The following is a 21,540-nucleotide window of genomic DNA, read 5'->3' as shown; positions in this document are numbered from 1 at the left end:
GTGTCTCCCCGGGCCTGACTTCCACCGGCTGGCTGCCCTGGACTTGGCGCCCGGTTACATCGCTTCACCCCCTATGGGCTGGGACAATGCCCGAGCTGCTGGACATACGCTTGAGTTTTAACCCCTGACTACGTATTGAGGGTGGATGCGCGGCACGAATGGGCCGGCCGTATTGGTATCCGTCCCGGTTCTTCCCTCTATGTTCCCTCACGCCCGTCCCGGCTCATGGGGCGCAGCCACTATGGCCGACCGCTCCTCGCTGGCCGGCGGGCGTCTCATGATCTGTGTGCTGCCCGTGCGAGGTCTCGGGTTGCCGTATCCACGAGGCCAGTAGCCGAAGCGCCTCTTCGGAGCTGGAGCCTGCCTCTGCGGTGTAGACGCTCAGCCGCTGGTCCGGGTCGGCGGGCAGGGTGAGGGACTCGTAGTTGAGGGTGAGCGGGCCGGCGATCGGGTGGTGGAAGTGTTTGCTGCCGTGCGTGTGCCGGTACACGTTCTGGTCGGCCCACCAGCGACGGAAGTCCTCATCCGCGATCGAGAGTTCGCCGACGAGTTCGGCCAGCAGGGGATCGTGGGGATGGCGTCCGGCGTCGCGCCGGAGCGAGGAGACGATGTCCTGGGCGTGGGTGTCCCAGTGGGTGTACAGCGAGCGGGCGGTCTCGTCGCGGAACATGAACCGCACCAGGTTTCGCTCGCGGTGCGGCAGCGCGTCGAAGTCGGTGAGCAGCGCACGTGCCATCTGGTTGGACGCAAGCACGTCCAGTCGCCGCCCCAGCACGAGGGCGGGGGTGTGCTCGAGGATCCGGAGCAGGTCGCGCAGCCCCGGGCGGACCGGCTGCGGACGTGTCGCCGTGCGGCGGGGCCTGCCTGCGGTGGGCTTGGCGAGCTGGATCAGATGGGCGTGTTCGACGGGGTCGAGGCGTAGTGCGCGGGAGATGGCGTCCAGTACGGTCTCGGAGACGTTCAGCCGGCGTCCGCGTTCCAGGCGTACGTAGTAGTCGACGCTCACGCCGGCCAATTGGGCGATCTCTTCGCGGCGCAGTCCTGGCACGCGCCGGGCGCCGCCGTCGTCGGACAGGCCCGCCTGGCGCGGGGTGATCCGTGCCCGCCGGGAGCGGAGGAACTCACCGAGAGCTGTGTTGCGGTCCATGCCGTTCACGATAGGGCCCGAGATCGCCCTGGCGGCCCGCGAAAGGGGGACTGGCAGTCCCCCGGTCCGCCTGTCCCCGGGGTGAAGCGGCCCCCCAAGAAGCCGGTCGGCGTCCGATTCCGGTGCTGAAGTGGAACGGGTCGCAGCCGACCGGGGCCCAACCGCCCTGGCCTGCGGCCTCTGTTCGCATCGTATGAAGGGAAATCCTGTGTCGGACTCCAAGACATTCCTGATCACCGGCGTCAGCACCGGCCTGGGCCGCGCACTGGCGCGCGCGGCGTTGGCCGCGGGCCACCGGGTGGTGGGCACGGTGCGCACACCCGCCGACGCACGGGCCTTCGAGGCGCTCGCCGGTGACGCGCACGCCCGCGTCCTGGACGTGACCGATCATGACACGGTGGAGACGGTCGTGGACGAGACCGAGCGCGACCTGGGGGCGGTCGACGTACTCGTCGCCAACGCCGGGTACGGCCATGAGGGCCTCTTCGAGGAGTCGTCGATGGATGACCTGCGCCGTCAGTTCGAGGTGAACGTCTACGGAACCGTGGCGGTGATCAAGGCCGTGCTGCCGCACATGCGGGAGCGCCGTTCGGGTCACATCATCGCCGTCACCTCGATGGGCGGGCTGGTCACCATGCCGGGTCTCAGCTTCTACCACGGCAGCAAGTTCGCGGTGGAGGGCATCCTCGAGGCGCTCGGCAAGGAGGTCGCCGGTTTCGGCATCCATGTCACCGCCGTCGAGCCGGGCAGTTTCCGGACCGACTGGTCCGGCCGCTCGATGATCCGCGCGCCCCGTGTGATCGCCGACTACGACGAGTTCTTCGAGCCGCTGCGCGCCCGGCGCATCCACGGCCGAGGGACCCAGCCGGGCGACCCGGACAAGGCCGCGGCCGCGGTGCTGCGCATGGTGGCGGCCGGCCAGCCGCCGGCGCGCCTGCTGCTGGGCACCGACGCGCTTCGGCTCGTCCGGGCCGGACGCGACGCCTTCGAGCGCGACATGCTGGCATGGGCCGAGTTGTCGGCCTCCACCGACTGCGACGACGTCAGCCGGTCCGCCTGACGTCACTCGACTCGTTGTCGGGGCCCCCGGCGCGGGGGCTCCGACGGCGGCCGTCATCACCAAGCCGGCCCGCTCTTGGTCCACCACAGCAGGACCTGCTCGAAGCCGTTCACGCCACCCAGCGCGGGCTCAGCCACCGTAACGTTCCCCGAGCAGGAGACCGTGCCGGGCGTTGTTCCCGCCCCCCCCGATCGGGACAACCCGGGCCTGGTGCCGCCACGCCAAGTCGCGGTCAAAGAGCCCGATGGGGCCTGTCTTCCACTCCCCCGCACCGGGCCCCCTCGCGCCGGGAACGTCCTGGTCACCGCGTACGAGAGCAGCTCGGCCGGCTGGTCATTGGGGGACCGGGTGGCTCAGTGCATGACGGGGGCGGCATTCCCTGCGCACCGCATCGCAAGGGCGTTCAGCAGGACTCGTACACGTAGCCGCGCTTACCGGCAGGGCTGACCTCTCGATCGCGCAGGGTGATGGACAGCTCCTTCCCCCACGCCTGGCAAGCAGTGGTGAAGTCCTTCCTCCCGTACTCGATGTCGAAGACCCTGCCACCGTAGGCGCGGCCGAATTCGGGACATTCCTTGTACCGTGCGCATTCTTCGACGACGGCGAAGTCGAACCCGATGCGTGTGTGCTGGGGAAGCAGGTCAGTGGTGTTCTTCTGGGCGATCGCCAGGTTCTGCTTGTGTGCGCGGGCGGCCAGGAGGCGAGCGAAGGCGATCGCGTGCTGGGAGGTGAGCTTGCCGTCGGAGCGCTCGTAGGAGTCGAGGTTGTCCGGTTCCACCGCGTCGTAATGCGCCGCGGCGCAGCCGTCGATCCATGGGCCGATGACGTTCATCAGGGCCTCGCGCTTGGCCGGGGTCGAGATGTCCAGGAGGGGTTCGTCCCAGTCCTTGTCGACGATCAGGTGGCCGTCGTCGTTTTTCAGGAGCAGGTCCGGATGCTCCTTCTTCCACCAGCTGACGGCTTCGCCCGGTTGCGTCTGGAAGGCGTTGACGTAGCAAATGTTGTAAAGCCCGTCGGCAGGCCTGGCCTCACGGTCACGGGAGACAGCCCGCACCTTGCCGGCAGGCGGGTACGCGCCGCCGAGCTGGTAGTCGAAGACGGCATCCGGGCTCGGTCGCCGCACGTTCGCCGGGGCATCGGCGTCTGGGCCTTCGGCAGTGGGATACGTGGTTTCCTGCGGGTCGTCGTCCTGGTCCGTTCCCGTGGCAGAACAAGCCGCGATAAAGAATGTGGACAGGACCATGGCAGCGCAAGCGGCGCGGGTACGGAGAAGGAACACGGAGGCACCCTATATTCACACCGGCAGAAGCCCGCCGCTGCTGTGAAGGACCCGAACGGGCCGCCATTGACAGCGTCCGGAATGCCCTGGAGGGCGACCCCTCCGGCAGGGCCACCCACCCCATGCCCGACAGTGAACCGCAGCGCGCGGATCCACGAGTGCGTGCCGTAGGAGCCGCCCCCCCCTCCCGGCGAACGTCTCTTCCGTGCCGCTGCGGAAGCGGGCGAGCACGCCGGTTGCGGTGTCCTCCAGGCGCGTCCGCGCTCTCGCCGAACCGGTGCGTCACGCCCGGCCCGGCCGCCTCATGGAAGATCCGGGCGAAGTCGGTACGCAGCAGCTCTTCGCGGGAGACGTAGCCGCGCCCGGCGAACGCCTCCATCGGCATCTCGGCGAGGCGCCGCTCCCGCGCATCGATCAGTGACCGTCCAGCCGTCCCTTTCCATAAGCAGCGCGAGTGTGTCACCCGCGATTCCGCCGCCGACGACGAGTACATGAGCCATGAGAGCCTCCGGTTCTGCTTCGCCTCTGCGAGGCACGTCTGTATCTCTGCGTCCCCACAGACCCGCCGACCGGGTTAATGCGAGGGATTCGCAGTAGGTTGAGGTGGTGACGCAAGCATCAGGGATAGCCCGCCCCGGAGGCCGTACCGCCCGCACCCGCGAGGCCGTGCGGGCGGCCACCCGCGAGCTGCTGGCCGAATCCACCACCGACGGCACCGTCGAGATCGCGGAGGTGGCGGCCGCTCGGGCGTCCATCTCACCATCATCTACCGGCGCTGGCGCACCGCCGACGGCCTGATCACCGACGCGGTCGTGGACGAACTGGACAGCCGTTCACCGCTCCCTGCCACCGGCGACCTGCGGGCCGACCCGCAGACCTGGGTCACCACCCTGCTCACCGGCCTGGCCCGTCCCGGCCACCTGGCCTTGCTCCGGGCCCTGCTCCGGGCCCTGCTCCGGGCCGGTGACGAGGGGCAGGACGCACGGAGCTTCGCCGAGCCCCGGATCCGCGAAGTCCAGGCCGCCCTGGATGCCGCTGGCGTTACCGCACTGACCTGGACGGACATCTTCGAGCTGGTCCTGGCCCCGGCCTACGTGCGCGCGTTGCTGTCCATACCGATGGACCCGGCGACGGACGCCGTACGACTGGTCGACAACGCGCTGGCCATCCGGTCGGCGCGCGAGCAGCGGGCGGCACAGTGACCCGTCGACGTACCTCTACGATGCCCGGTGCCCGTCTGCGAGAGCTCCGGCCTCACAGAGAGCTCCGCCTCGCGCGAAGGCACCACGCTGCACTCACCGCACCAGGCCAACATGTTGCCCGGGAGACGAACACCGACACGTGATCCTGGTCGCCCGGCGCTTTCCGGGACTGTCCGTAGCCCGGAACGAAAACTCTTGGAAAGGGGAAACCTGGCATGAAACCCGCACCTGAGACAGTCACAGCGTTGGCGCACGCTGAATCCACCTACCGGAGCCTTGCCTTCCATGATTTCAGTGAGGATCTTGCGTTAGGACTCAATATCGGCTTCTACCGCACCTTCGCCGTGCCCGAGATAGCCCAGGTTCTGGTCTCCACCGGGAAGATGACACAGCGAACAGAACTCCGCGCCAAGGCGACCGGACAGATGATGTACCTACTGTTCCGCGACGGTCTGGACAGTGCCCGCGGGGCTGAGACAGTGGCCGCCCTCAACCGGATACACGCCCGCTGGCACATCAGCAATGACGTATTCCTCTACGTTCTGGCCTGCTTCGACATCGCCCCGATGCGCTGGTGCGACGCCTACGGATGGCGGCCTACGACCCAAGACGAGAAGGAGGCTTCCCACACTTTCTACCGCGCTCTCGCCGACCGGATGGGGATCCGCGGCGTGCCACCTACATGGGGTGAGTTCGCGACGTGGATGGACCATTTCGAGCAGGTCCGATTCACAGCCACCTCCGATGCAGCTGCACTGTGGGCTGCCACCCGGGACCTCCTCACCAACCGATTCCCTTCCTCCCTGGGCCCTTTCATCCGCGCGGCAGCCGACGCGCTCCTTGACGAGCCGCTGCGCCATGCCTTCGGGAGTCCCCGTCCCCCAGCCCCCGTACGTACATTGGTGTCCGGCGGAATGCGGCTACGGGCTCGCCGCATCCGCCGTTCCCACACCAAAATTGGCTACATTCCGGCCCTGCCACCATCCGTACGCGACCTTGAATCACCCAGCCCACTGCCTGAAAAGCGATGAGGTCAGAAAGACCCAGAGGCCATGTAGCAGTGGAGAGGCCCTTGTCACCATGGCGTCTCAACAAGACGAGTTCCACGGCGGCTTTCCTGGCAACCCAACACAGGTGTGGGAGGCTGGGTGGCGGGCTCGGTGTGGCGGCGTGCGGTGGTGGTGTTGGCCAGGCCCGATGGACGACGTCAGGCTCCGGGACGATGCGAGGCCATCACTGCCACCAGCCGGATGACCGCATCGGACGACGATGCCAGGCGCAAGGCCGAGCGAGGCCCCGCATTACGCGTTGCACAGCACGAAAGCGGGGCCTGGTCGTACACGGAACAGCAGCCACCACACCTGCTGGTCACCGCCGGGCAGCTCGGCGTCGAGCCATCGGCAGGCGCTACAGCGGCGCCAGGCTGCCCGATGGCCCAGGGCGGTACGACGCAGGGGCGGCAGGAACCACGCCCCGACGGGGAAGCGGTCGGGCGGGCTACCTCGTCAAGGGCCTGAGACAACACTCGGTGTGCGTCCCGCGAGCCAGACAGCGATCCGCTCCTGCAACTCGCGGTCGGCGTAGGGATCGTCCCAGAGCGCGAACCATTCCAGGGCCCGCAGGATGTTCTCCGAGCGGTCCGGTTGGTGCACCGCGAGCACATCAACGCCGGTCTCGCCCGTCGAGGCGCTGATGTACACACTGCTGTCGAGAGCCATCATGCCGAAGCCCGGGTGGCCCGCGTGTATGCCGAGGAACGCCGATTCCGCACCCCGGCCCATGATGTCCCAGTGGTCCAGGAGCCGGACCCGGGTCCAGACCACCGGTGCGGCACGGCGACCGCTGTGCATGTCCTGCAGGAAGGCACGGTGCGTGCGGATGCCCTGTGGCAGTTGGACGAGGAACTCGCGCCGGTGACCGAGAAGACCCGATGAGACCGCGAGCTCGTACCAATCCTCGTTGAGGCGCTCAACGAGCCGTGGGGTGTCGTAGCGGTGGGAGAAGCCGCCGACAATGTCCTCGGTACGGTATCCGGAGACGAACGGCATCGTGCCGTCCGGCACAGCATTCGGAATCACCTCAAGGCCGGCCCGCCGCAGCGGCCGGTACACCTTACGTTCACGCTCCCGGGTACCCACCGGTCATTGTTCTACCAGGGCCGGCGCGCCAAGAATCCCCCGGGCCGGCACTTCTTCGTTTCCCGCCCTCCCGGACCGGACCGGTACTCGGATCAGCCGCATGACCGGATGGGCAGGTCGTAGGCAATTTCGCCGGCATCGTTCTTTGGTCTGCCGGTCCGGCGCCTCAGGAGCAGGCGCGGACCGCGTCGTCCCAGGCGCCGGGGCTGCGGTAGTGGTTCTTGTGCCCTGCGGCGAGCACATGGCGCAGTTCCGCACGGTGCTGGGTGTTCATCGGGATATCCAGCTGGTCGAGGAGGGTCAGGGCGGCGGCAGGTTCCAGGTCGCCGTAGACGTCGTGGAAGCTCGCCCGGAGGCCGCGGAAGAGGGCTGGGTGCAGGGCGGGGAGTCGCAGGGCGATGCGGTACGTTGGTACCTTCACAGGCCAGCGCACCGGGCCCGAGCACTCCAGGACCCGACAGGCCCGGCGGAGCAGGGCTTCCGATGGATCGGCCACCACGCGGTCGATGTCGTTACCGAGCACTTCGGCGAAGGCCGTCGCGGAAGTGGTGTGGTCCTCGAACCAGTCCACCCATAGCGAGTAGGTGACGGCCTCGGCGTCCCTGTCCACCTCCAATCGCCGACGGTAGCCGTCCCACAGCACGTCAGCCGGCAGGGAACCCTCCGAGCCATCATGCGCGAACCGGATCTCGCAGGTGACCCAGTACTCGTCGAGGAGGTCGAGCAGCCCGAAGGCCAGCCGCAGCTGGTCGGCTGTGTCCAGGTCTTCGGCGAACACGTCGCCTGCCCAGGACTGCGCCACTTGGGCAGCGGTGAGCAACTCGCCCGGCTTCTCGTCGCTCACCCACCCGTCGCGCACCTGGCGAACGCCCTGATCTGCCAGCCAACGCCGCGCCGTCTCCACAGCTTGCCTCTCCATTCGGAAAGTATGACAAGTCCCGCAGGAGCCGAACGAAACGGCCCGGCTGCCTCGCGCGCTCAGCCCGCCGGTTGCCGGCGGGTTACCCGCCGGTCCCTTGGCCGCGGTTCCCTCGGGCGCCGTCTTCCTGGCGTGGTGCCAGTGACGCGGTGCCTGGATTCAGGCGGGCGGGCTGTCCAGGAGACGGTGACAAATTTGCGCAGCGTTCCCTGGGTGACCGGGACGACGCCGTGCATGAGCTGGGCTCCTTAGGCGAAGGCCGTACCTGCTGGGGCTTCGGTTACCCACCGGGTTCTCGGCAGGGCATCCGCCCAGCTCGGCTCGTCCACGGAGGAGGGGCTTCGGCGTAAGCATCAGCATGCGGGAGGCTACGGGGGTGCCGGGGAGGAAGTCGTCGGCCTCACCGAGCTCAGTGCCGGTCCACAGAGTCAGGGCTGGAACTGGTGGCGACGTAGAACTGCCCGCCCCGCTCGGCACGGGCGATGTCCACACCGATACAGCCGATACGCCCGGGGGCGGGAACCCGCCCCCGGGGAGGCCATCGAGGTGGACAGGAACGGCATCGCCCGGACCGAGTTCGGTGTGCATCCACCGCGCGGTAGCGGCGAGGGAAGGCATCAGGCAGTGGTTGGCCGGCGGGGCCCGCTCGGCGGCCTGCTGCAGGATCGTCTGCGCGGTGCGGGCAGCTGCCTCGTACCGGAAGGCGTTCACCGGACCGCTCGCTGCGGCGGGCTCGCACCGCGTCGACCGGTCCAACGAGTGCTGGATGCAGCCGATGGACGCCGCCGAGGCCGACGGGCTCACTGAGCGGCAGGTGACGGCCCTGCACGAGGTGGCCATGACGGGCCGGGTCCGGCGCTCGCACCACCAGAAGGCCGAAGGGCTCAACGCACCAGGCAACGCAGGCCATCCAGGCCCTGACCGGGCAGGACTGCTGAACCCGGCGGGACAGACCAAGGCCGCTACTTCGTGGCGGGCCCCGCGTTCCCGGAGAACGTACTGGCCACCGCCCAGCGGCCGCACACCATGATCAGCCCTACGCTGCGTAGGACCCCTTCGTGCCGGTAGTGGCTGCTGGCACGTCCCGGAAATGCGCTGCGCCAGGCTCCCGGTCCGCCCAAGAGCACCTGGCTCCACTTCCAGTAGCCCACGACCACCGGCTTGGCCACCACGGCACAGCCCAAGCCGCGGAGACACGACTGGACCGGCCCGTACAGTGCCTGCCGTATCGTGAGCGGCCAACGGCGCTGGCCTGGTGACCTGCGCATCAAGCCGGAGAATGAGGGTGCCAGCGGGCAGGCCGCGACACCACGTGCCGGCCTGCCCTACGGTCACGCCCAGCGGATTCAGCCCACCGCGCGATACGCCCTCGCGCTCCTGTGAGCCTGACGGCAGAATCCTCGTACGGGCGATCACGTTCGGGACCTCGTTCGAGGCCGGACCAGTACGGACAAGTCAAGCGGCGGTTTCACCGGTGCTGGCGTCGAGGGCGTAGAGGGTCCGGTCGCTGCCGCCGGCCACGTAGACCACCCTGCCGGCTACCGTGGGCACGGCGAAGGAGGCGTCTTTGCTGGTGATGCTCCATTTCTTGGCCCCGGTGACGGCGTTGAACGCGTAGAAGTCCGTGCCGCTGCCGAAGTACACGAGTCCGTCGGCCACCGCAGGGCTCGATGTGTTGTCATTCGTGGGGACGGTGGCGGCGGTCCACTTCGCGACACCGTTTGCGGTGTTGATCGCGTAGAGCTGGTTGTTCCCTCCGTACGCGTACGCCACACCGTTGGCCACGACAGGGGACGAGAATATGGCCCGGTCGATGAGGGAGTCCCACTTCTTGCTGCCGCTGGCCGCGTCGAGAGCGTGGAAGTGGCCCTCCGAATCGCCGATGTAGACCATCCCGTCGACCACAGAGGGGGCCGAATCGAAAGTCGCGAGCTCGGTGGTGCGGTAGGTCCACTTCTCGGTTCCGTCGGCGGCGTCGAGGGCGCGGATGCCCATGCCCGGCATTATGCCGGCCACGTACACCACCCCTCCGGCGACAACAGGAGCCGATCGGCGACCGTTGAACGAATGGGTCCACTTGCCGGTTCCGTCGGCGGCGTTCACAGCGTGGATCTTGGAGTCCCAGCTGTTGACGTATACGACGCCATGGGCCACGAACGGCGACGTGTGGAGAGCACCGCCCGCGGTGTAGGTCCAATTCCTCGTGCCGGTGGCCGCGTCGAGCGCGTACAGGCTGCCGTCCGTGCTCGCTGCGTACACCGTCCCGGCGACGACTGCGGGAGCTGCCGCGAAGCCACCACCAGGGGCGAAGGTCCACTTCGTGGCGCAGGTCGCGGCATCGAGCGCGTACAGGGTGTTGTCGCCGGAGGCGGAGCCGACGTACACGACCCCGTCGACCACCGTCGGCCCGCCGTACAGCACGCCGGGCGCGTGGAACGGCCATTGCTTCCGGTTCCGGTACGCCACGGCGGCGATACCACCGCCTGTGCCGACCGCGGCGACGGCGCCGGCCGCGATCCAGAGAAACCGCCGCCGCGAAGTGCTCCCGTGGTCGTCCTGGCCGCCGTCCCCGCCCGACGGTGCCGGGTCGATCGGGCCTGGCGGGGGCGGATCCGCCACAGGGCGCGGGACGGGGGCCGTCTGCGTCGGCAGGTCGGCCAGCCCGGGGGCGGGGCCCGCCGGGCCCGCGGCGAGCAGGGCGCGCAGACGCCGCCGGACCTCGCGGGCGGTGTCCGGCCGGTCGCGGGGCTCCTTGGCGAGCAGGGCCAGTACGAGTGCGTCGAGCGCGGGTGGGACACCCTGGCGGCGGGCACCGGGCCGGGTGGGAGGCATGTGCAGGTGGGCGTTCATCACGGCGAGCGGCCCGTCGGCGCGGAAGGGCACGTCACCGGTGAGCAGTTCGTACAGGACGCAGCCGAGCGCGTAGAGGTCACTGCGCCCGTCGCCGGGCTCTTCGCGGAAGCGCTCGGGAGCCATGTAGGCGAAGGTCCCCATGACCTTGCTGGGCTTATGCGCCGACCCGACGAACCGGGCGATCCCGAAGTCCAGTACGACCAGCCGGCCCTCAGGGGTCAGCATGAGGTTGGACGGTTTCAAGTCCCGGTGCACGACCCCCGCGTCGTGGGCGGCCGCCAGCGCGGTGGCCACCCGCTCGGCCCACTCCACGGCCACGGCCACTGGCGGCATGCCGTCCTCCACCAGCCGTCTTCCCAGATCCCGGCCCTGGACGTACTCCATCACCAGGAAGAGCGTCCCGTCCACCGGGTCCTGGCCCAGGTCGTGCACCGTCACCACGCCCGGATGGTGCAGCGCGCCGGCGGTGCGGGCCTCACGGAAGAACAGCTCGGCCTCGTGGGCGTCGCCCCCTCGGTGCAGCAGGAGTTTGACGGCCACCCGGCGCTCGATCAGCCGATCCCGGGCTTCCCATACCTCGCCCATCCCGCCCCGGCCGACGAACCTCACCAGTTCATACCGCCCGGCCAGCGTCCGTTCCCCCGCCAACGCCCCGTCCCTTCGCCGCCGTCACCTCTGCCGTACGCCCACGATCTCATTGTCGATCGTCCCGTACATGCCATACGACTCGGTCGGGTGCAGCGGCCGTCGTCCTCCCCGTCAGGCCCATGCGTGGCCGGCGAGGAAGGCGGCCCGCCCATCCCCGGCCGGTTGTTCAGATGATCCCTCGCAGCGGGGCGGGCGCCCGCGGCAGGGACGCTACTGAAGCCTGGCGGGCATTGCCTGGCGGGCATTGCTCTCGACTGTGAGTCGGACACCGGGTTCCGCCAGTGGCGGGTCAGCAGGCCGTAGAGGAGGATGTCGGTCCACCCGCCGGTGTTGATGTTCAAGGTGAACTCGGGGCGCCGACCTTGTGCACCGAACTCCCGGATGAGCGACACATTCGACTGACTGTGCGCTTACGGGCAGCCGGAGTGGGCAAAGCGGGCCGCAGAGGACCAGCACCGGAAGATACGCCGTCGGCTGATCGTCCTTGTCCAGCGAGCTGAGGTAGAGCTCGGCTTGGTCCGGCAGCCAGCCCCAACCGGCTGTCTCCTCCCGAAGCGTCTCCAGTGCATCGGGGTGAGCAGCGAGTTCGGCTCCCCGACCACGCCCAGGAACGCGGCGCCGTCGCCACAGTGAAAGAACCACTGGGGTTCCTGCCACGCGGTGAGGCCGGGGTGTGCCTGTCGACGGCCGCGAAGACCTCCTGGGCCACGTTGTCGCCCAGGCACGTTCCCACCGTGAAGTGGGCGCCGAACCGCTCCGCGGCGTTGCCGTCCGCAATGCGGGAACACTTCGGCCAGGGCCTTCCACAGGCCCATCCCGCCGTCGCCGATTACCAGCTCGGGGGCTCGCATGCCGCGGCGGCGGCAATCACGGAGCAGGTCGGCCCACGACTCGGTGCTCTCGCGCAGCCCCTCGGCCAGGGCGATCAGCTCCTTCGTGCCATCCAGCCGGACTCCCAGCAACACCAGGACGCACGAGTGCACCTACCCGAGCCGGACCTTGGGGTGCACACCGTCGGCCCACGCGCAGTCGAAGTCACGGCCCGACAGGTCGCGGCGTTGGAAGGCGCCATGGTCGTCGCTCCACTGCCGCGTCAGCCGGGTCACCGTCGCGGGTGACCGGCCGGCAGCGCCGCCGAGGAACTGCTCCAGCGCGAGTACGAAGTCTCCGGACGACAGCCCGTGCAGGTAGAGCAGCAGCACCTCCGAGATCTTCGGGGACTGGCGGCACCACGGCGGAAGGATCTTCGAGGAGACCGCTTTCGCTCGCCGGTCTCGTCGTCGACACGGCGGTCATTCACACGGGGCGCGATGACCTCGATCGGGCCGGCGGCGGTGACCACGGTCCGGCGCCGGTGGGGACCGTGGCGGACCACCAGGCGCCGCCCATGCCCGTCATTCTCGGCCGCCAACTCGGCTATGTACTGGTTGACTTCCGCTTCCAGCGCGGCGGCGAGCATCCAGCGTGCACCCTCGCGCATGATCTCGTCGATCAAGGAGCCGGACCCGGTGGAACCGTCGGAGGTGACTACGCTGAGCATGGGCGTGCCTTCCCGACCTGCGCTGCAACGCGGGCCTACTCGATGACCATCACAGGATCATTCGGGAATGTACGCCCCTTCGTGTTCCTCCCGGAACCGATCCACAAGCCCTGAGCGTTGCTCTTGCCGACCGCTGTCCATCTGAGACGAGCTGACCGGAACCCGCCCCTTCACCACCTACCCGAATTCATCACCTACCCGAAGGCGAAGGAATCCCATTGAGCAAGCGGGGTGGATCGGCCCGGTTTCAGAACTACGGCAGAACGCTCAGACCCACCCTGCATCGGCAGGGATGCCTGATCCGCCACGTCGCAGCCAGGTTCGGCGACAGGCCTTCTTGCACACGTTCGAGACGTCACCTCTCCTGGGTTCGCAACCACATGAAGTAGTCATCGATGTCAATGAGTTCATCCCTGGACAGGATAGGAACCTGCCACCCTTCTTTGCGTCCACGCAAAAGGAAATCCTCTGGGAGCCCTGTGCCATAAGTCTCTACATATTCCGCTGCATCCCTGCGCCAGAAGAACACTCCATCACTGAGGATGGCCGTTCCACCAGTTACCAAAAATTCATCCCCCAGCACGTCCTCGGAGTACCCCATAAGAGCAATTATTACAGGGCAGTTACGCAGGTAGGATCCGATGACGGTGCGTTCTGCCAGGGCGATTTCCCCGCCCAGAGCCTCCAGGTCGGCAGCACGCAGGGCGAAGCGTGATTGGCTTGCGATACACCCAAACACGCCCAAGGGAGAAACTCGACGCATCATCCGTCCTCCGTAACTCATCTATCTTTGTCTGCATGTCACCGGCTGGACAGAGCTACCGTAGTACGGCTTCTCCCGGACGAGGTCCGCAATCTGCTGTGGGTGAGTGATTTTCCCATATACCCGGAAGCGACCCTGCCCATCCCCGTGAACTGTGACATCACACACGCCCGTTCCGTGCCGTGGACCGCCCCAAGTTCTGCAGCGTATTCACGTCGTCGCCGATTTCCGTGGCCGTCCGCGTATAGCGGACGCTCCCGCAAGCCCAGGTGAAGGAAGTCGCCTTGGATGTCGAGGACATCTCGGAAAATGCGCCCCGTGGAATGGAAGCGACCCATCTCCAGCAGGTGATCCCGCCGAGACCTGTGACAGCGATCTACCGGGTGCGTTCACCCGCGGCGTGACTGCATACATCAGCGAGCACTTCGCAGCCCTGGTCGCGGAACATCTCAGCCGCCCGGTAAAGGCGGTAGGCGGGACGGACCAGCACGCACTTGTCGACGAAGCCACTAGCCCCGCCGTTCTTACCCCTCAGGACGCTGTAGACATCGCCGAGGCTCTGCCCCCAGGCTGCGGCCGCCCTGAGCGACGACCCGGTGCTGGGGCTGAACGAGACGGCCGTCGCTGACCGGGCCACGGAACACGCCAGTTGTCAGGAGCTGTTGCACCCCGCCTTCCGGAGACCGGGTCACGCCCCCGATCCAGCTCCCGCTTCCGGCCGGGGTGGGGCACTTTCGCCGTCGGGCGCACGAGGGACTCCACCTCCTGGACAGGTCATCTGTGCAGAGATAATCTCTGCACAGATGATCAACCGAACCGGGAGGCCCCTGATGTGGACGTACGAGCACAGCACCGAGACCGACGCCGCGCCCGAGGCGATCTGGCGCCTGTGGGCCGACGTTGAGAACTGGGCGGACTGGAACGCCGACATCGCGAACATCGAGATCAGCGGCCCCTTCGCGGCGGGCACCGAGATCGTCATGACCCCGCCCGGCCAGGACCCGGTACACCTGCTCATCTCCGAGGCCACCGCCGGCGAACTGTTCGTGGACGAGGCCCGCATCGACGGACTGCTCCTGCGCACCATCCACCGGCTCGACCAGGGCGAGCGCCTGCGCACCCGGGTGACGTACCGCATGGAGATCACCGGCACCGGCGCCGACGAACTCGGCCCGCAGATCGGTCCGGCCGTCACCGCGGACTGGCCCGTCACCGTGGCCGCCCTGGTCAAGGCAGCGCAGGACTGATGACCCTCGAACCCGGCGAGAGCCCCGGATTCCTGCTCTGGCATGCCACGCTGCGCTGGCAACGCGACATCGCCACGGCCCTCGGCCCCCTCGGCCTCACCCACGTCCAGTTCGTCCTGCTCGCCTGCACCTGGTGGCTGAACACGCACGACGAGCAGCCCAACCAGCTGGCCCTGGCCCGCCAGGCCGGCACGGACGTCAAGATGACCTCGCAGGTCCTACGCGCTCTGGAAGCCAAGGGCTTGATCGAGCGCAAGACCGACCCCGCCGACACGCGCGCCAAACGGCTGCACGTGACCAGCGCCGGCGCCGAGCTGGCTCCCCGTGCGATCGCCGCCGTCGAGCAAGTCGACGCACACTTCTTCGAACCGGTGGTACGCGATGACGCAGTTGCCTTGCTCGGCCGCTTGGCCCATCCCCCCATCGAGAGAGACACGTGATCGTCCTCTGTCCCGGACCCTGAAACGGCAGCAACAGATCCCGGGCAGGCCCCACCAGACCACGTCCTGGTGTCCGACGGGTGCGGTGCCCGGCTGTCCTCTACGCCGTTCCGCCGCCCGCGGGCAGGGTGATCCATCCGACGCGGAGTGGGCTCAGATCAGGCAGCATTTCTCTCCCGCCGACAGACTGACATCCTAAGGCGGGAGCAACCCCGCCCCTGCGAAGAGGGATTCGCTAAGCGAGTCCTCCATAGGTCACGGTTCTTCCCTGGCCGAGCTCGCGGGCGGTGCGTTCGGCCAGTTCCTGACCTCGCTGATCCAGCTTCCGCCGTCTGGCGTCGTCTTTGTCCTTGTCACGCTCATTCAGGTATAGATCCATGCTGGCGTCGATGTCCTTCGACCACTGGTACAGATCGGCTACAAGGTCATCGGACAGGCCGAGGCCGGCGGCGGGGTCGTCCGGAGCGAAGTCTCCGAAGCCCTCTGAACGGAGCGGATACCACTTGTATTCGCCCTCCGCGGTGAGGTGGACGGGGTGTGATGCACTGCTGTGTGCGTCACCAGTCCAGTGCAGTCGCCGGCATCCCCAGCACACGAACTTCGCCGTGCGGTGCTGTTCGTCCCAGTAGCGTACGACCCACGTGGGTCCCAGGTGCTTCGCCATCGTCTGAGCGAGCTGCAAGCCCTTCTTGACGTGCTTGCGCAGCTCGGTCCGGGAGGCACGTCCTTCTGGTGGGCGGGCTGCAGTCCAGACAGCCAGGCCGTGTGCCAGCGTCTTGGGAAGGTCCAGGTCAGGCTCGTCGATCGGGACAACGCTGGTGAAATCGCCGAGGTCCGCGTCAGGTCCGGCATCCGACATGTACAGGGGCGAATGGTCTGCGCCTCCGGCGCGCACGAGGAGGTGATGAAGTTCGTCCAGATGGCCCATACGGGGTTCGCTCCTACGATGAAGCCGTTGTCGCCTACCGTGGTGGCAACTTGGTGGGCTTTCCCAGCTTAGGAACTGCGGCGATATACATGAAACGGACGGCGGACACTCCCCCGGCGAGCGATGCCCCACCGCCGCCCCTCATGGTGCCGGACGTCACTGCCTTGACACGCCGCATCATCGATCTGGACATCACCGTCGGAGCGCGCCGTGCCGCCCGCACCGCGATGCGGATCCTCAGGGAAGTCGAAGACCGCCCACGCCCTGAGGGCGGCGAAGCGTCCGCTGCACTGGCCGAGTTGCTCCAGGTCGCCGCGTGGACACTGTTCGACGCCGAACACCACGCCCAGGCCCGCCTGCTGCACCGGCAGGCACTCGCTCTGTCCCGCCGGCACCCCGACCGCACCTCCGTCGAGTCGGTCGAGCTGCTCATCCTCTCCGTGATGAGCATGCAGGAGGAGCATCTCGGCCGACCCGACGAGGCCCTGCGCATCTCGTCGTCCGTGCTGGCCCGTACGGACCTCCCACCGCGTGTGCGAGCGATCTTCCACGTACGCGAGGCAAGGGCGCATGCCCGGCTCCACCAGCGTTCGCCCGCACTGCGCTCACTGTGCCAGGCCGAAGAACTGTTCCAGGACGGTCCCACCACGCGGGACCCGCAGTGGGCCTGGTGGTTCGACCGCGCGGAGCTGCTGGGCCATCAAGGCATGACGCTCGCCGCCCTGGGTGATCTCGAGGACGCAGCGGCCTTCCTGCACGAGGCGGCGCTCCCCGGGCCGGGCCCCGCCTACCGCGTACTCTTCGCCACCGAACTGGCCCGTGTCCTCGCGCAGGCCGGCGCCTGGCAGGAAACCGAAGCCAGCCTGTTCGGCCTGGCCGACTCCGTCCCGTTCATCGGCTCCGCGAGAGCCACCGGATCACTGGCAATCGCCCTACGGCACCTGGAACGCGGCCGGCATGTTCCCCGAAGGCTCCGCGACACCGCCCGGCACATCACCGCGCTCCTCGAACAGACCATGGAGACACCATGCGGCCCCGAACCTTTCTCCGGCAGCTGGCTCCCCTCCTCGCCGCCGCGGCTGTCGTCACCTTGACCGGAGCGGACACCGCCCCCACGTACCGGCACGAGCGTTCACCATGGGGACCATCCCCAGCAAGCACGGGAAGCACTTGCCCCATGGCCTGAGAAGGCGTGCTGTGCGGGGAGCAACCCCCATGGTCGGCCTGACCCGGCCGAAGCGGGGCCATCCCCGCGGGTGCGGGGAGCACTCGACGACCAGGGCATTCAGCAACTGAGCGGTCATGGACCACTCCCCCACACGGGACAAGATCAGCTCGCCCGCCACGGCTCCCACCCGACCGCAGACGGGTGAGTGCGGCCTGAGCGGCCAGCCGGTCGCCCTTGCCGAGGCCCTGGAGAAGCGAGCCGTCGGCCCTGCGGGACCCGTGCCTGCGCACGTCCGGCGAACGCACGGGCCCTGGCGGGCAAGTCGGGTTGCTCACCCGGCAGTACGGCCTTCCGGCGGAACTCTGCCAAGAGGGAGACCGGATCGGCGTTCACGACCTCGGGGTGGCTGTCGCGCGCCTGCCAGTGATACGGGCGGCCTGGACACATCCCCGACGTGAGCCTGTCATGCAGTAGCCCATCACGGTAGCCGATGTAATGATGCGTCATATCTGGGTCGGGAGGGCGATGTTGGGCTCGATAATGATGCGGCGCCGGAACCTGGTACGCGCCGGGGGTATCGGTGCCGGTTTGGCGGTAGCCGCTACAGCAGTGCTCATGACGAGCAGCGTCGTGGCGTGGGCGGGCGGCGTAGTCGTGGCTGCCGGGACCACAATTGCGACGAATCTGCTGGTAAAGGCAGCCGATCACGTGCGGCGCTCGCCTCCGCTGTTGACCGCGTCCGTCGAGACGGTGGCAACTGACTACATCGTGATCCCCGACCCTGGGCGGGGAACGACCGATCTGGTTCCGGAAAGCGGCCACGTCGTGCGCGTCACTGTGCAGACCTCGTCCACCGGAGCCGTGGTGCTGTCGAACGCGGTCCCGGAGATCGTGTCCCGCCAGGTGATCGACCCTGGTGCAGCGCGGATGACCCATCAGGGCGTGATCGACGTGCGCCCCTTCGATCTGCGGCTCGACAAGAGGCGACTGAGGCTCAGGCCGAGTGGGGCCTGGGACTTCCCGTTCAAGATCACGTCGACCGAGCCCGAGGTCCTGGCGATCCGCGCCCACACCGTTGGTCATGACGTGCGATGGCGCCTCACGTTGCAGTGGATCGGGCCGGACGGAAGCGCTGGTGAGACGGTCATCGGCGCGGCCGGAGTTGATAGCGAGCCGTTCCGGACCGCCGGGCTTCCCCGGGGAGCGTGACCGCGTTGTCCGCCGAACTGGAGCACGAGCAGGGGCCGGATCTCGCTGAGCTTCTCCGCGTAGGGTCCGAGGCCGCCGAGAGGTACCGGCAGGAGGGTTCGGAGGATGACGGCGACACGGCGGACAGCTGCCTTCGCCAGGCGCTCGACCTCGCTGCCCGGAAAGAGCCTTCGGCAGTCCCCGAGTGCCTGTCGGAGATTGCCGCGTTCGACCTCGCCATCCATGAGCGGCGCGGTAGTCGCGAGGCACTCGCCGACGCCTACTGTCTGATGATCGAAGCGTTCCTTCGGTCCAGGTCCGCCGGCGGAGGCGAGGCGTTCGGAGAACGCATGGACCTGGTGCTCCGGACGGTGCACGGTGTCCTCGATCCCGCTGTGGTCGAAGACGCAGACTGGTTCATCGCCCTGAACCGGCAGCTCCTCGCCCGCCTGGGCGAGCAGGCCATCGTCCTTCGGGAACTGTCGGTCGCCTTGGGCTGGAAGGCGCAGATCACCCAAGCTGAACCGGACATCCTCGCCATGGCGGAAGCCGCCGAGCAAGCCGCGGTCTGGTACCGCGAAGGCCCGGCAGCAGCGACCGTTGTCCGCGCCGCGGCGGACGGCTGGCACACGCTCGGCTCGCGGCAGAAGAATCCCGACCTGATCCGAAGAGGGATCTTCTTCTGGCGAAGGCTCGCCGACCAGGTCGGCGCCGCGTCCGTCGGAGACCTGGCCGAGCTGGCCCTGGGGCTGCTCCAAATCCACTACGAGGCCGCGGACGACGGACTGCGGCGCGAGGCACTCGAACGGCTCGGCCGGCTTCGCGCTCTGGAGGAGCAGGATGGCAGCGCGGACGGACGGCTGGGTGCTGTGGCAGGCACGATCATGTGGGTCCTCCACTGGGAGTACACCCGAGATCACGATATGGGCCACTTCGACGAGGCCATCGACTTCGGCGAATGGTGCCTGGATCGGATTGCCCCCTCGCATCCATCCCGGCCAGGGCTGATGAATGACCTGGCGGACTGCCACTGGGCCCGGTACGGAGACTCGCGTCGGTCGGCCGAGTACGACCGGGCCCATGAGTTGAGCTGTCTGGTTCTGGAACTGGCTGCCCCGGGATCGCCGGCATATCAGAAGGCCGATGCGCGTATGCCCTTGGTGGTACAGACCCAGCGCGGGATGAAGAGTGGTGGGCTGGGTGATCGGGACGTGATCGCTCCCATCGGAATCCTTCACACGTTCAATGGGCCGATACGCCTGCCCGTCGCGGAGTGGACAGCGTCCGAGGCATCACCGGTCATGTGCAGGATGACGTCGGCGTTCGCATCGGCGTTGACGAACGCCCCGGGTACCCGGACAGGACCGGCGCCAAAGGTCATTCCGGCTCGCACACACGCAGTGGAAGTGGTCATCGAGGCACCGCAGCACAGCGAGGTCACCATCGTGGCGCTGCGTATTGCGGTCGAGGCCCGGAATCCGATGACCGTCGCCGACTCGATGGTTTGCCGGCCGGGGCCACTGGAGGTGCATTTCGAGGTTGACCTCGACGAGGAGCCGCTGACCGTCCGGACCGCTGACGGCTCCGATCTCGGCATCCGGGCGCTCGGAACTCTGCCACGCGGCGAGAAGAAGCTCTTCACGCTGATGGCGCGGGCCCGGTCATGGGATATCACCTGGCGCCTTGAAGTGGAGTGGAGGTGCGGCCGACTCTCCGGCGTGTTTGCGTCGCCGCAGCTGAGGACGACAGGCGAGACGGGTTGGCGCCGATTCGACCCGACGGGCAAGGCCGAGTCGGCCGACCCCGGGGGACTCCCCGACATGGCCTACTGATGGAGCATCGGCTGCTTCGAAGACTGCCGGCTTCACGAGCGCGGCCGGGCATGCCGTGCCGCCGGGCCCGATTGGGGAGTCAGCCGGGCAGGCCAGGCAGGCCAGAGCTGTATCGGCTTCGAACGGCTGACCGCAACGCGCCGTCCGATGGGAGTCGTCCTCCAATGGGCTGTGGCAGCGGCCCGGAGTGAGCGGATGCCGTACGGTCGTCGGGAAGTGCCGCAGCGTGCGGTTGCACTGCGGGCAGGCGTCGTCCAGCGGCAGGCGATGCTCGGCGCAGGCGAGGGACCAGCCGAGTCTCCAGCTCAGCAGCCGCCTGCCGCCGCCCTCGGCCAGGCAAGCCAGTAGCGGGAGCCGCGGGCCCGTCTGCACAGATGCCTCGCCCGGACCCGACGCCGCCGGGGGCCGACCACGAGGACCCGCCGGTCGTAGCGAGCCAGGGTCATGGCGTACGCCTCCTTCTCCGTGGTGCCGGCGGACCGGGCGAGGGCCGCCGCCTGGTCCGCATCGAGCAGGGTGACCAGGCAAGCCGTCCACCGGCCTGGACGGGCCGCGAGGCAGCAGCCCGACCGACGTCAGGACGTCGCCCGTAGTGGTTCCCAGCCGGCGGGCCATCGCCTCCCGCCAGGAGTCGAGCGCCTCGCCCGGATGCGGGGCAAGGCAGATCGACGGGGTCCGCGCATACGTCACCGGTTAACCGTCTTCGCAAGCGTCCCCGCCGTGGCCGCCGGACCTTCACGAGGTTGCGGACGCCGTCCTGGGCCAGGTGAGCCACCTGGTCGATCCTGACGTGACCGAGGAGATCTTCATAGAGACACCCGGTGCCGGTGCGGACGGCTCGCTGGCAGCCGCGGGTTGATGAGGGTCATCGGCGAGCCGATGCGGCCACTGGAGTGGATGAACAGCGACCCCGACTGCCGACAGGTATAGGACCGCAAGAGGGCCGAAGGGAAGCGGCACATCCAGGCCGTGTTCGCCCTGGCCCGCCGACGCGTCAACGTAGTCCGGGTCCTGGTCCGTGATGGACCGAGGTGCCAGGCCCACGGTCGGCGGGACGGTATGGGACGGGACGGGCACAGCATCCGCGACCGGGGTGCCGGAGACGATCGCCTCCGGCACCCCGTCAGGCAGCACAGACGCGGGCACTGACATGCCGCGCGTGCCGGGCCCTACCGGGTCCGGGCATCG

The 21,540-nt window shown here is 68.3% G+C and carries 17 protein-coding genes and 1 pseudogene; 9 read left to right on the top strand and 9 right to left on the bottom strand.

The window, feature by feature from the left end; translation table 11 throughout:
* Positions 1-223: 223 nt before the first annotated feature.
* Positions 224-1,147: a helix-turn-helix transcriptional regulator gene (locus ACOTKD_RS19110; RefSeq protein ID WP_424890168.1), complete on the bottom strand. Its 924-nt coding sequence runs from the start codon at positions 1,145-1,147 to the stop codon at positions 224-226.
* 208 nt (positions 1,148-1,355) lie between these two features.
* Here ACOTKD_RS19110 and ACOTKD_RS19105 point away from each other — a divergent pair, with 208 nt between their 5' ends.
* The gene (locus tag ACOTKD_RS19105) at positions 1,356-2,207 is read left to right on the top strand and encodes an oxidoreductase (RefSeq protein ID WP_424890167.1); all 852 of its coding nucleotides are present in this window, start codon (positions 1,356-1,358) and stop codon (positions 2,205-2,207) included.
* A gap of 403 nt (positions 2,208-2,610) precedes the next feature.
* On the opposite strand, the gene ACOTKD_RS19100 is transcribed toward ACOTKD_RS19105, so the two are convergent.
* Positions 2,611-3,486 (bottom strand): endo alpha-1,4 polygalactosaminidase, encoded by an 876-nt coding sequence (locus ACOTKD_RS19100; protein ID WP_424890166.1) that lies wholly within the window; start codon positions 3,484-3,486, stop codon positions 2,611-2,613.
* 606 nt (positions 3,487-4,092) lie between these two features.
* Between ACOTKD_RS19100 and ACOTKD_RS19095 the strand changes: the two genes are divergently transcribed.
* The 3 genes from ACOTKD_RS19095 (at position 4,093) to ACOTKD_RS19085 (ending at position 5,719) form a co-directional block, all read left to right on the top strand.
* Complete coding sequence (locus ACOTKD_RS19095; protein ID WP_424890165.1) at positions 4,093-4,284, top strand: hypothetical protein; 192 nt, start codon at positions 4,093-4,095, stop codon at positions 4,282-4,284.
* A gap of 14 nt (positions 4,285-4,298) precedes the next feature.
* Entirely contained in the window at positions 4,299-4,688 is a 390-nt protein-coding gene (locus ACOTKD_RS19090) for a TetR/AcrR family transcriptional regulator C-terminal ligand-binding domain-containing protein (RefSeq protein WP_424890164.1), read from the top strand.
* 245 nt (positions 4,689-4,933) lie between these two features.
* Entirely contained in the window at positions 4,934-5,719 is a 786-nt protein-coding gene (locus ACOTKD_RS19085) for an oxygenase MpaB family protein (RefSeq protein WP_424890163.1), read from the top strand.
* Positions 5,720-6,193: 474 nt separating this feature from the next.
* On the opposite strand, the gene ACOTKD_RS19080 is transcribed toward ACOTKD_RS19085, so the two are convergent.
* The 6 genes and pseudogenes from ACOTKD_RS19080 to ACOTKD_RS19055 form a co-directional block, all read right to left on the bottom strand.
* The gene (locus ACOTKD_RS19080; protein ID WP_424890162.1) at positions 6,194-6,826 is read right to left on the bottom strand and encodes a hypothetical protein; all 633 of its coding nucleotides are present in this window, start codon (positions 6,824-6,826) and stop codon (positions 6,194-6,196) included.
* A gap of 166 nt (positions 6,827-6,992) precedes the next feature.
* The gene (locus tag ACOTKD_RS19075; protein ID WP_424890161.1) at positions 6,993-7,745 is read right to left on the bottom strand and encodes a hypothetical protein; all 753 of its coding nucleotides are present in this window, start codon (positions 7,743-7,745) and stop codon (positions 6,993-6,995) included.
* 1,455 nt (positions 7,746-9,200) lie between these two features.
* Positions 9,201-11,246: a PQQ-binding-like beta-propeller repeat protein gene (locus tag ACOTKD_RS19070; RefSeq protein ID WP_424890160.1), complete on the bottom strand. Its 2,046-nt coding sequence runs from the start codon at positions 11,244-11,246 to the stop codon at positions 9,201-9,203.
* 410 nt (positions 11,247-11,656) lie between these two features.
* On the bottom strand, positions 11,657-11,971 hold the full coding sequence (locus ACOTKD_RS19065; RefSeq protein ID WP_424890189.1) for a CbrC family protein: 315 nt from the start codon (positions 11,969-11,971) through the stop codon (positions 11,657-11,659).
* Positions 11,972-12,007: 36 nt separating this feature from the next.
* Positions 12,008-12,786, bottom strand: a pseudogene (locus ACOTKD_RS19060) (transposase); the annotation flags it as partial.
* A 355-nt stretch (positions 12,787-13,141) separates the two neighbouring features.
* Positions 13,142-13,570: a hypothetical protein gene (locus ACOTKD_RS19055; RefSeq protein ID WP_424890159.1), complete on the bottom strand. Its 429-nt coding sequence runs from the start codon at positions 13,568-13,570 to the stop codon at positions 13,142-13,144.
* Between the two features lie 782 nt (positions 13,571-14,352).
* Here ACOTKD_RS19055 and ACOTKD_RS19050 point away from each other — a divergent pair.
* Both ACOTKD_RS19050 and ACOTKD_RS19045 read left to right on the top strand, forming a co-directional pair.
* Positions 14,353-14,796 (top strand): polyketide cyclase, encoded by a 444-nt coding sequence (locus tag ACOTKD_RS19050; RefSeq protein ID WP_424890158.1) that lies wholly within the window; start codon positions 14,353-14,355, stop codon positions 14,794-14,796.
* Positions 14,796-15,236, top strand: coding sequence for a MarR family winged helix-turn-helix transcriptional regulator (locus ACOTKD_RS19045; protein WP_424890157.1), 441 nt, complete (start codon positions 14,796-14,798; stop codon positions 15,234-15,236). Before ACOTKD_RS19050 ends, ACOTKD_RS19045 begins: the two co-directional genes overlap by 1 nt.
* Positions 15,237-15,471: 235 nt before the next feature.
* Here the strand turns inward: ACOTKD_RS19045 and ACOTKD_RS19040 are convergent, their stop codons facing one another.
* Positions 15,472-16,164, bottom strand: coding sequence for a hypothetical protein (locus ACOTKD_RS19040; RefSeq protein WP_424890156.1), 693 nt, complete (start codon positions 16,162-16,164; stop codon positions 15,472-15,474).
* Between the two features lie 164 nt (positions 16,165-16,328).
* Between ACOTKD_RS19040 and ACOTKD_RS19035 the strand changes: the two genes are divergently transcribed.
* The 3 genes from ACOTKD_RS19035 (at position 16,329) to ACOTKD_RS19025 (ending at position 20,352) form a co-directional block, all read left to right on the top strand.
* A complete protein-coding gene (locus ACOTKD_RS19035; protein ID WP_424890155.1) occupies positions 16,329-17,258 on the top strand; it encodes a hypothetical protein in 930 nt (309 codons plus the stop codon).
* A 689-nt stretch (positions 17,259-17,947) separates the two neighbouring features.
* Positions 17,948-18,541 carry a hypothetical protein gene (locus ACOTKD_RS19030; RefSeq protein WP_424890154.1) on the top strand — a complete coding sequence of 198 codons (594 nt, stop codon included), beginning with the start codon at positions 17,948-17,950 and terminating at the stop codon, positions 18,539-18,541.
* 5 nt (positions 18,542-18,546) lie between these two features.
* Positions 18,547-20,352 carry a hypothetical protein gene (locus ACOTKD_RS19025; protein ID WP_424890153.1) on the top strand — a complete coding sequence of 602 codons (1,806 nt, stop codon included), beginning with the start codon at positions 18,547-18,549 and terminating at the stop codon, positions 20,350-20,352.
* Positions 20,353-21,540: the final 1,188 nt, after the last annotated feature.

It is taken from the genome of Streptomyces sp. XH2 (assembly GCF_049725035.1).
In the GTDB taxonomy this organism is placed as follows: Bacteria; Actinomycetota; Actinomycetes; order Streptomycetales; family Streptomycetaceae; genus Streptomyces; species Streptomyces roseoverticillatus.
The sequence above is the reverse complement of the archived record's forward strand: the minus strand, read 5'-3'. Positions and strand labels throughout refer to the sequence as shown.

Excerpts from the sequence above, each read along its gene's own strand:
- ACOTKD_RS19075 (WP_424890161.1), bottom strand. The coding sequence starts at position 7,745 with ATGGAGAGGCAAGCTGTGGAGACGGCGCGGCGTTGGCTGGCAGATCAG.
- ACOTKD_RS19045 (WP_424890157.1), top strand. The coding sequence starts at position 14,796 with ATGACCCTCGAACCCGGCGAGAGCCCCGGATTCCTGCTCTGGCATGCC.
- ACOTKD_RS19055 (WP_424890159.1), bottom strand. The coding sequence starts at position 13,570 with ATGAGTTACGGAGGACGGATGATGCGTCGAGTTTCTCCCTTGGGCGTG.
- ACOTKD_RS19040 (WP_424890156.1), bottom strand. The coding sequence starts at position 16,164 with ATGGGCCATCTGGACGAACTTCATCACCTCCTCGTGCGCGCCGGAGGC.
- ACOTKD_RS19030 (WP_424890154.1), top strand. The coding sequence starts at position 17,948 with ATGACGAGCAGCGTCGTGGCGTGGGCGGGCGGCGTAGTCGTGGCTGCC.
- ACOTKD_RS19110 (WP_424890168.1), bottom strand. The coding sequence starts at position 1,147 with ATGGACCGCAACACAGCTCTCGGTGAGTTCCTCCGCTCCCGGCGGGCA.
- ACOTKD_RS19050 (WP_424890158.1), top strand. The coding sequence starts at position 14,353 with ATGATCAACCGAACCGGGAGGCCCCTGATGTGGACGTACGAGCACAGC.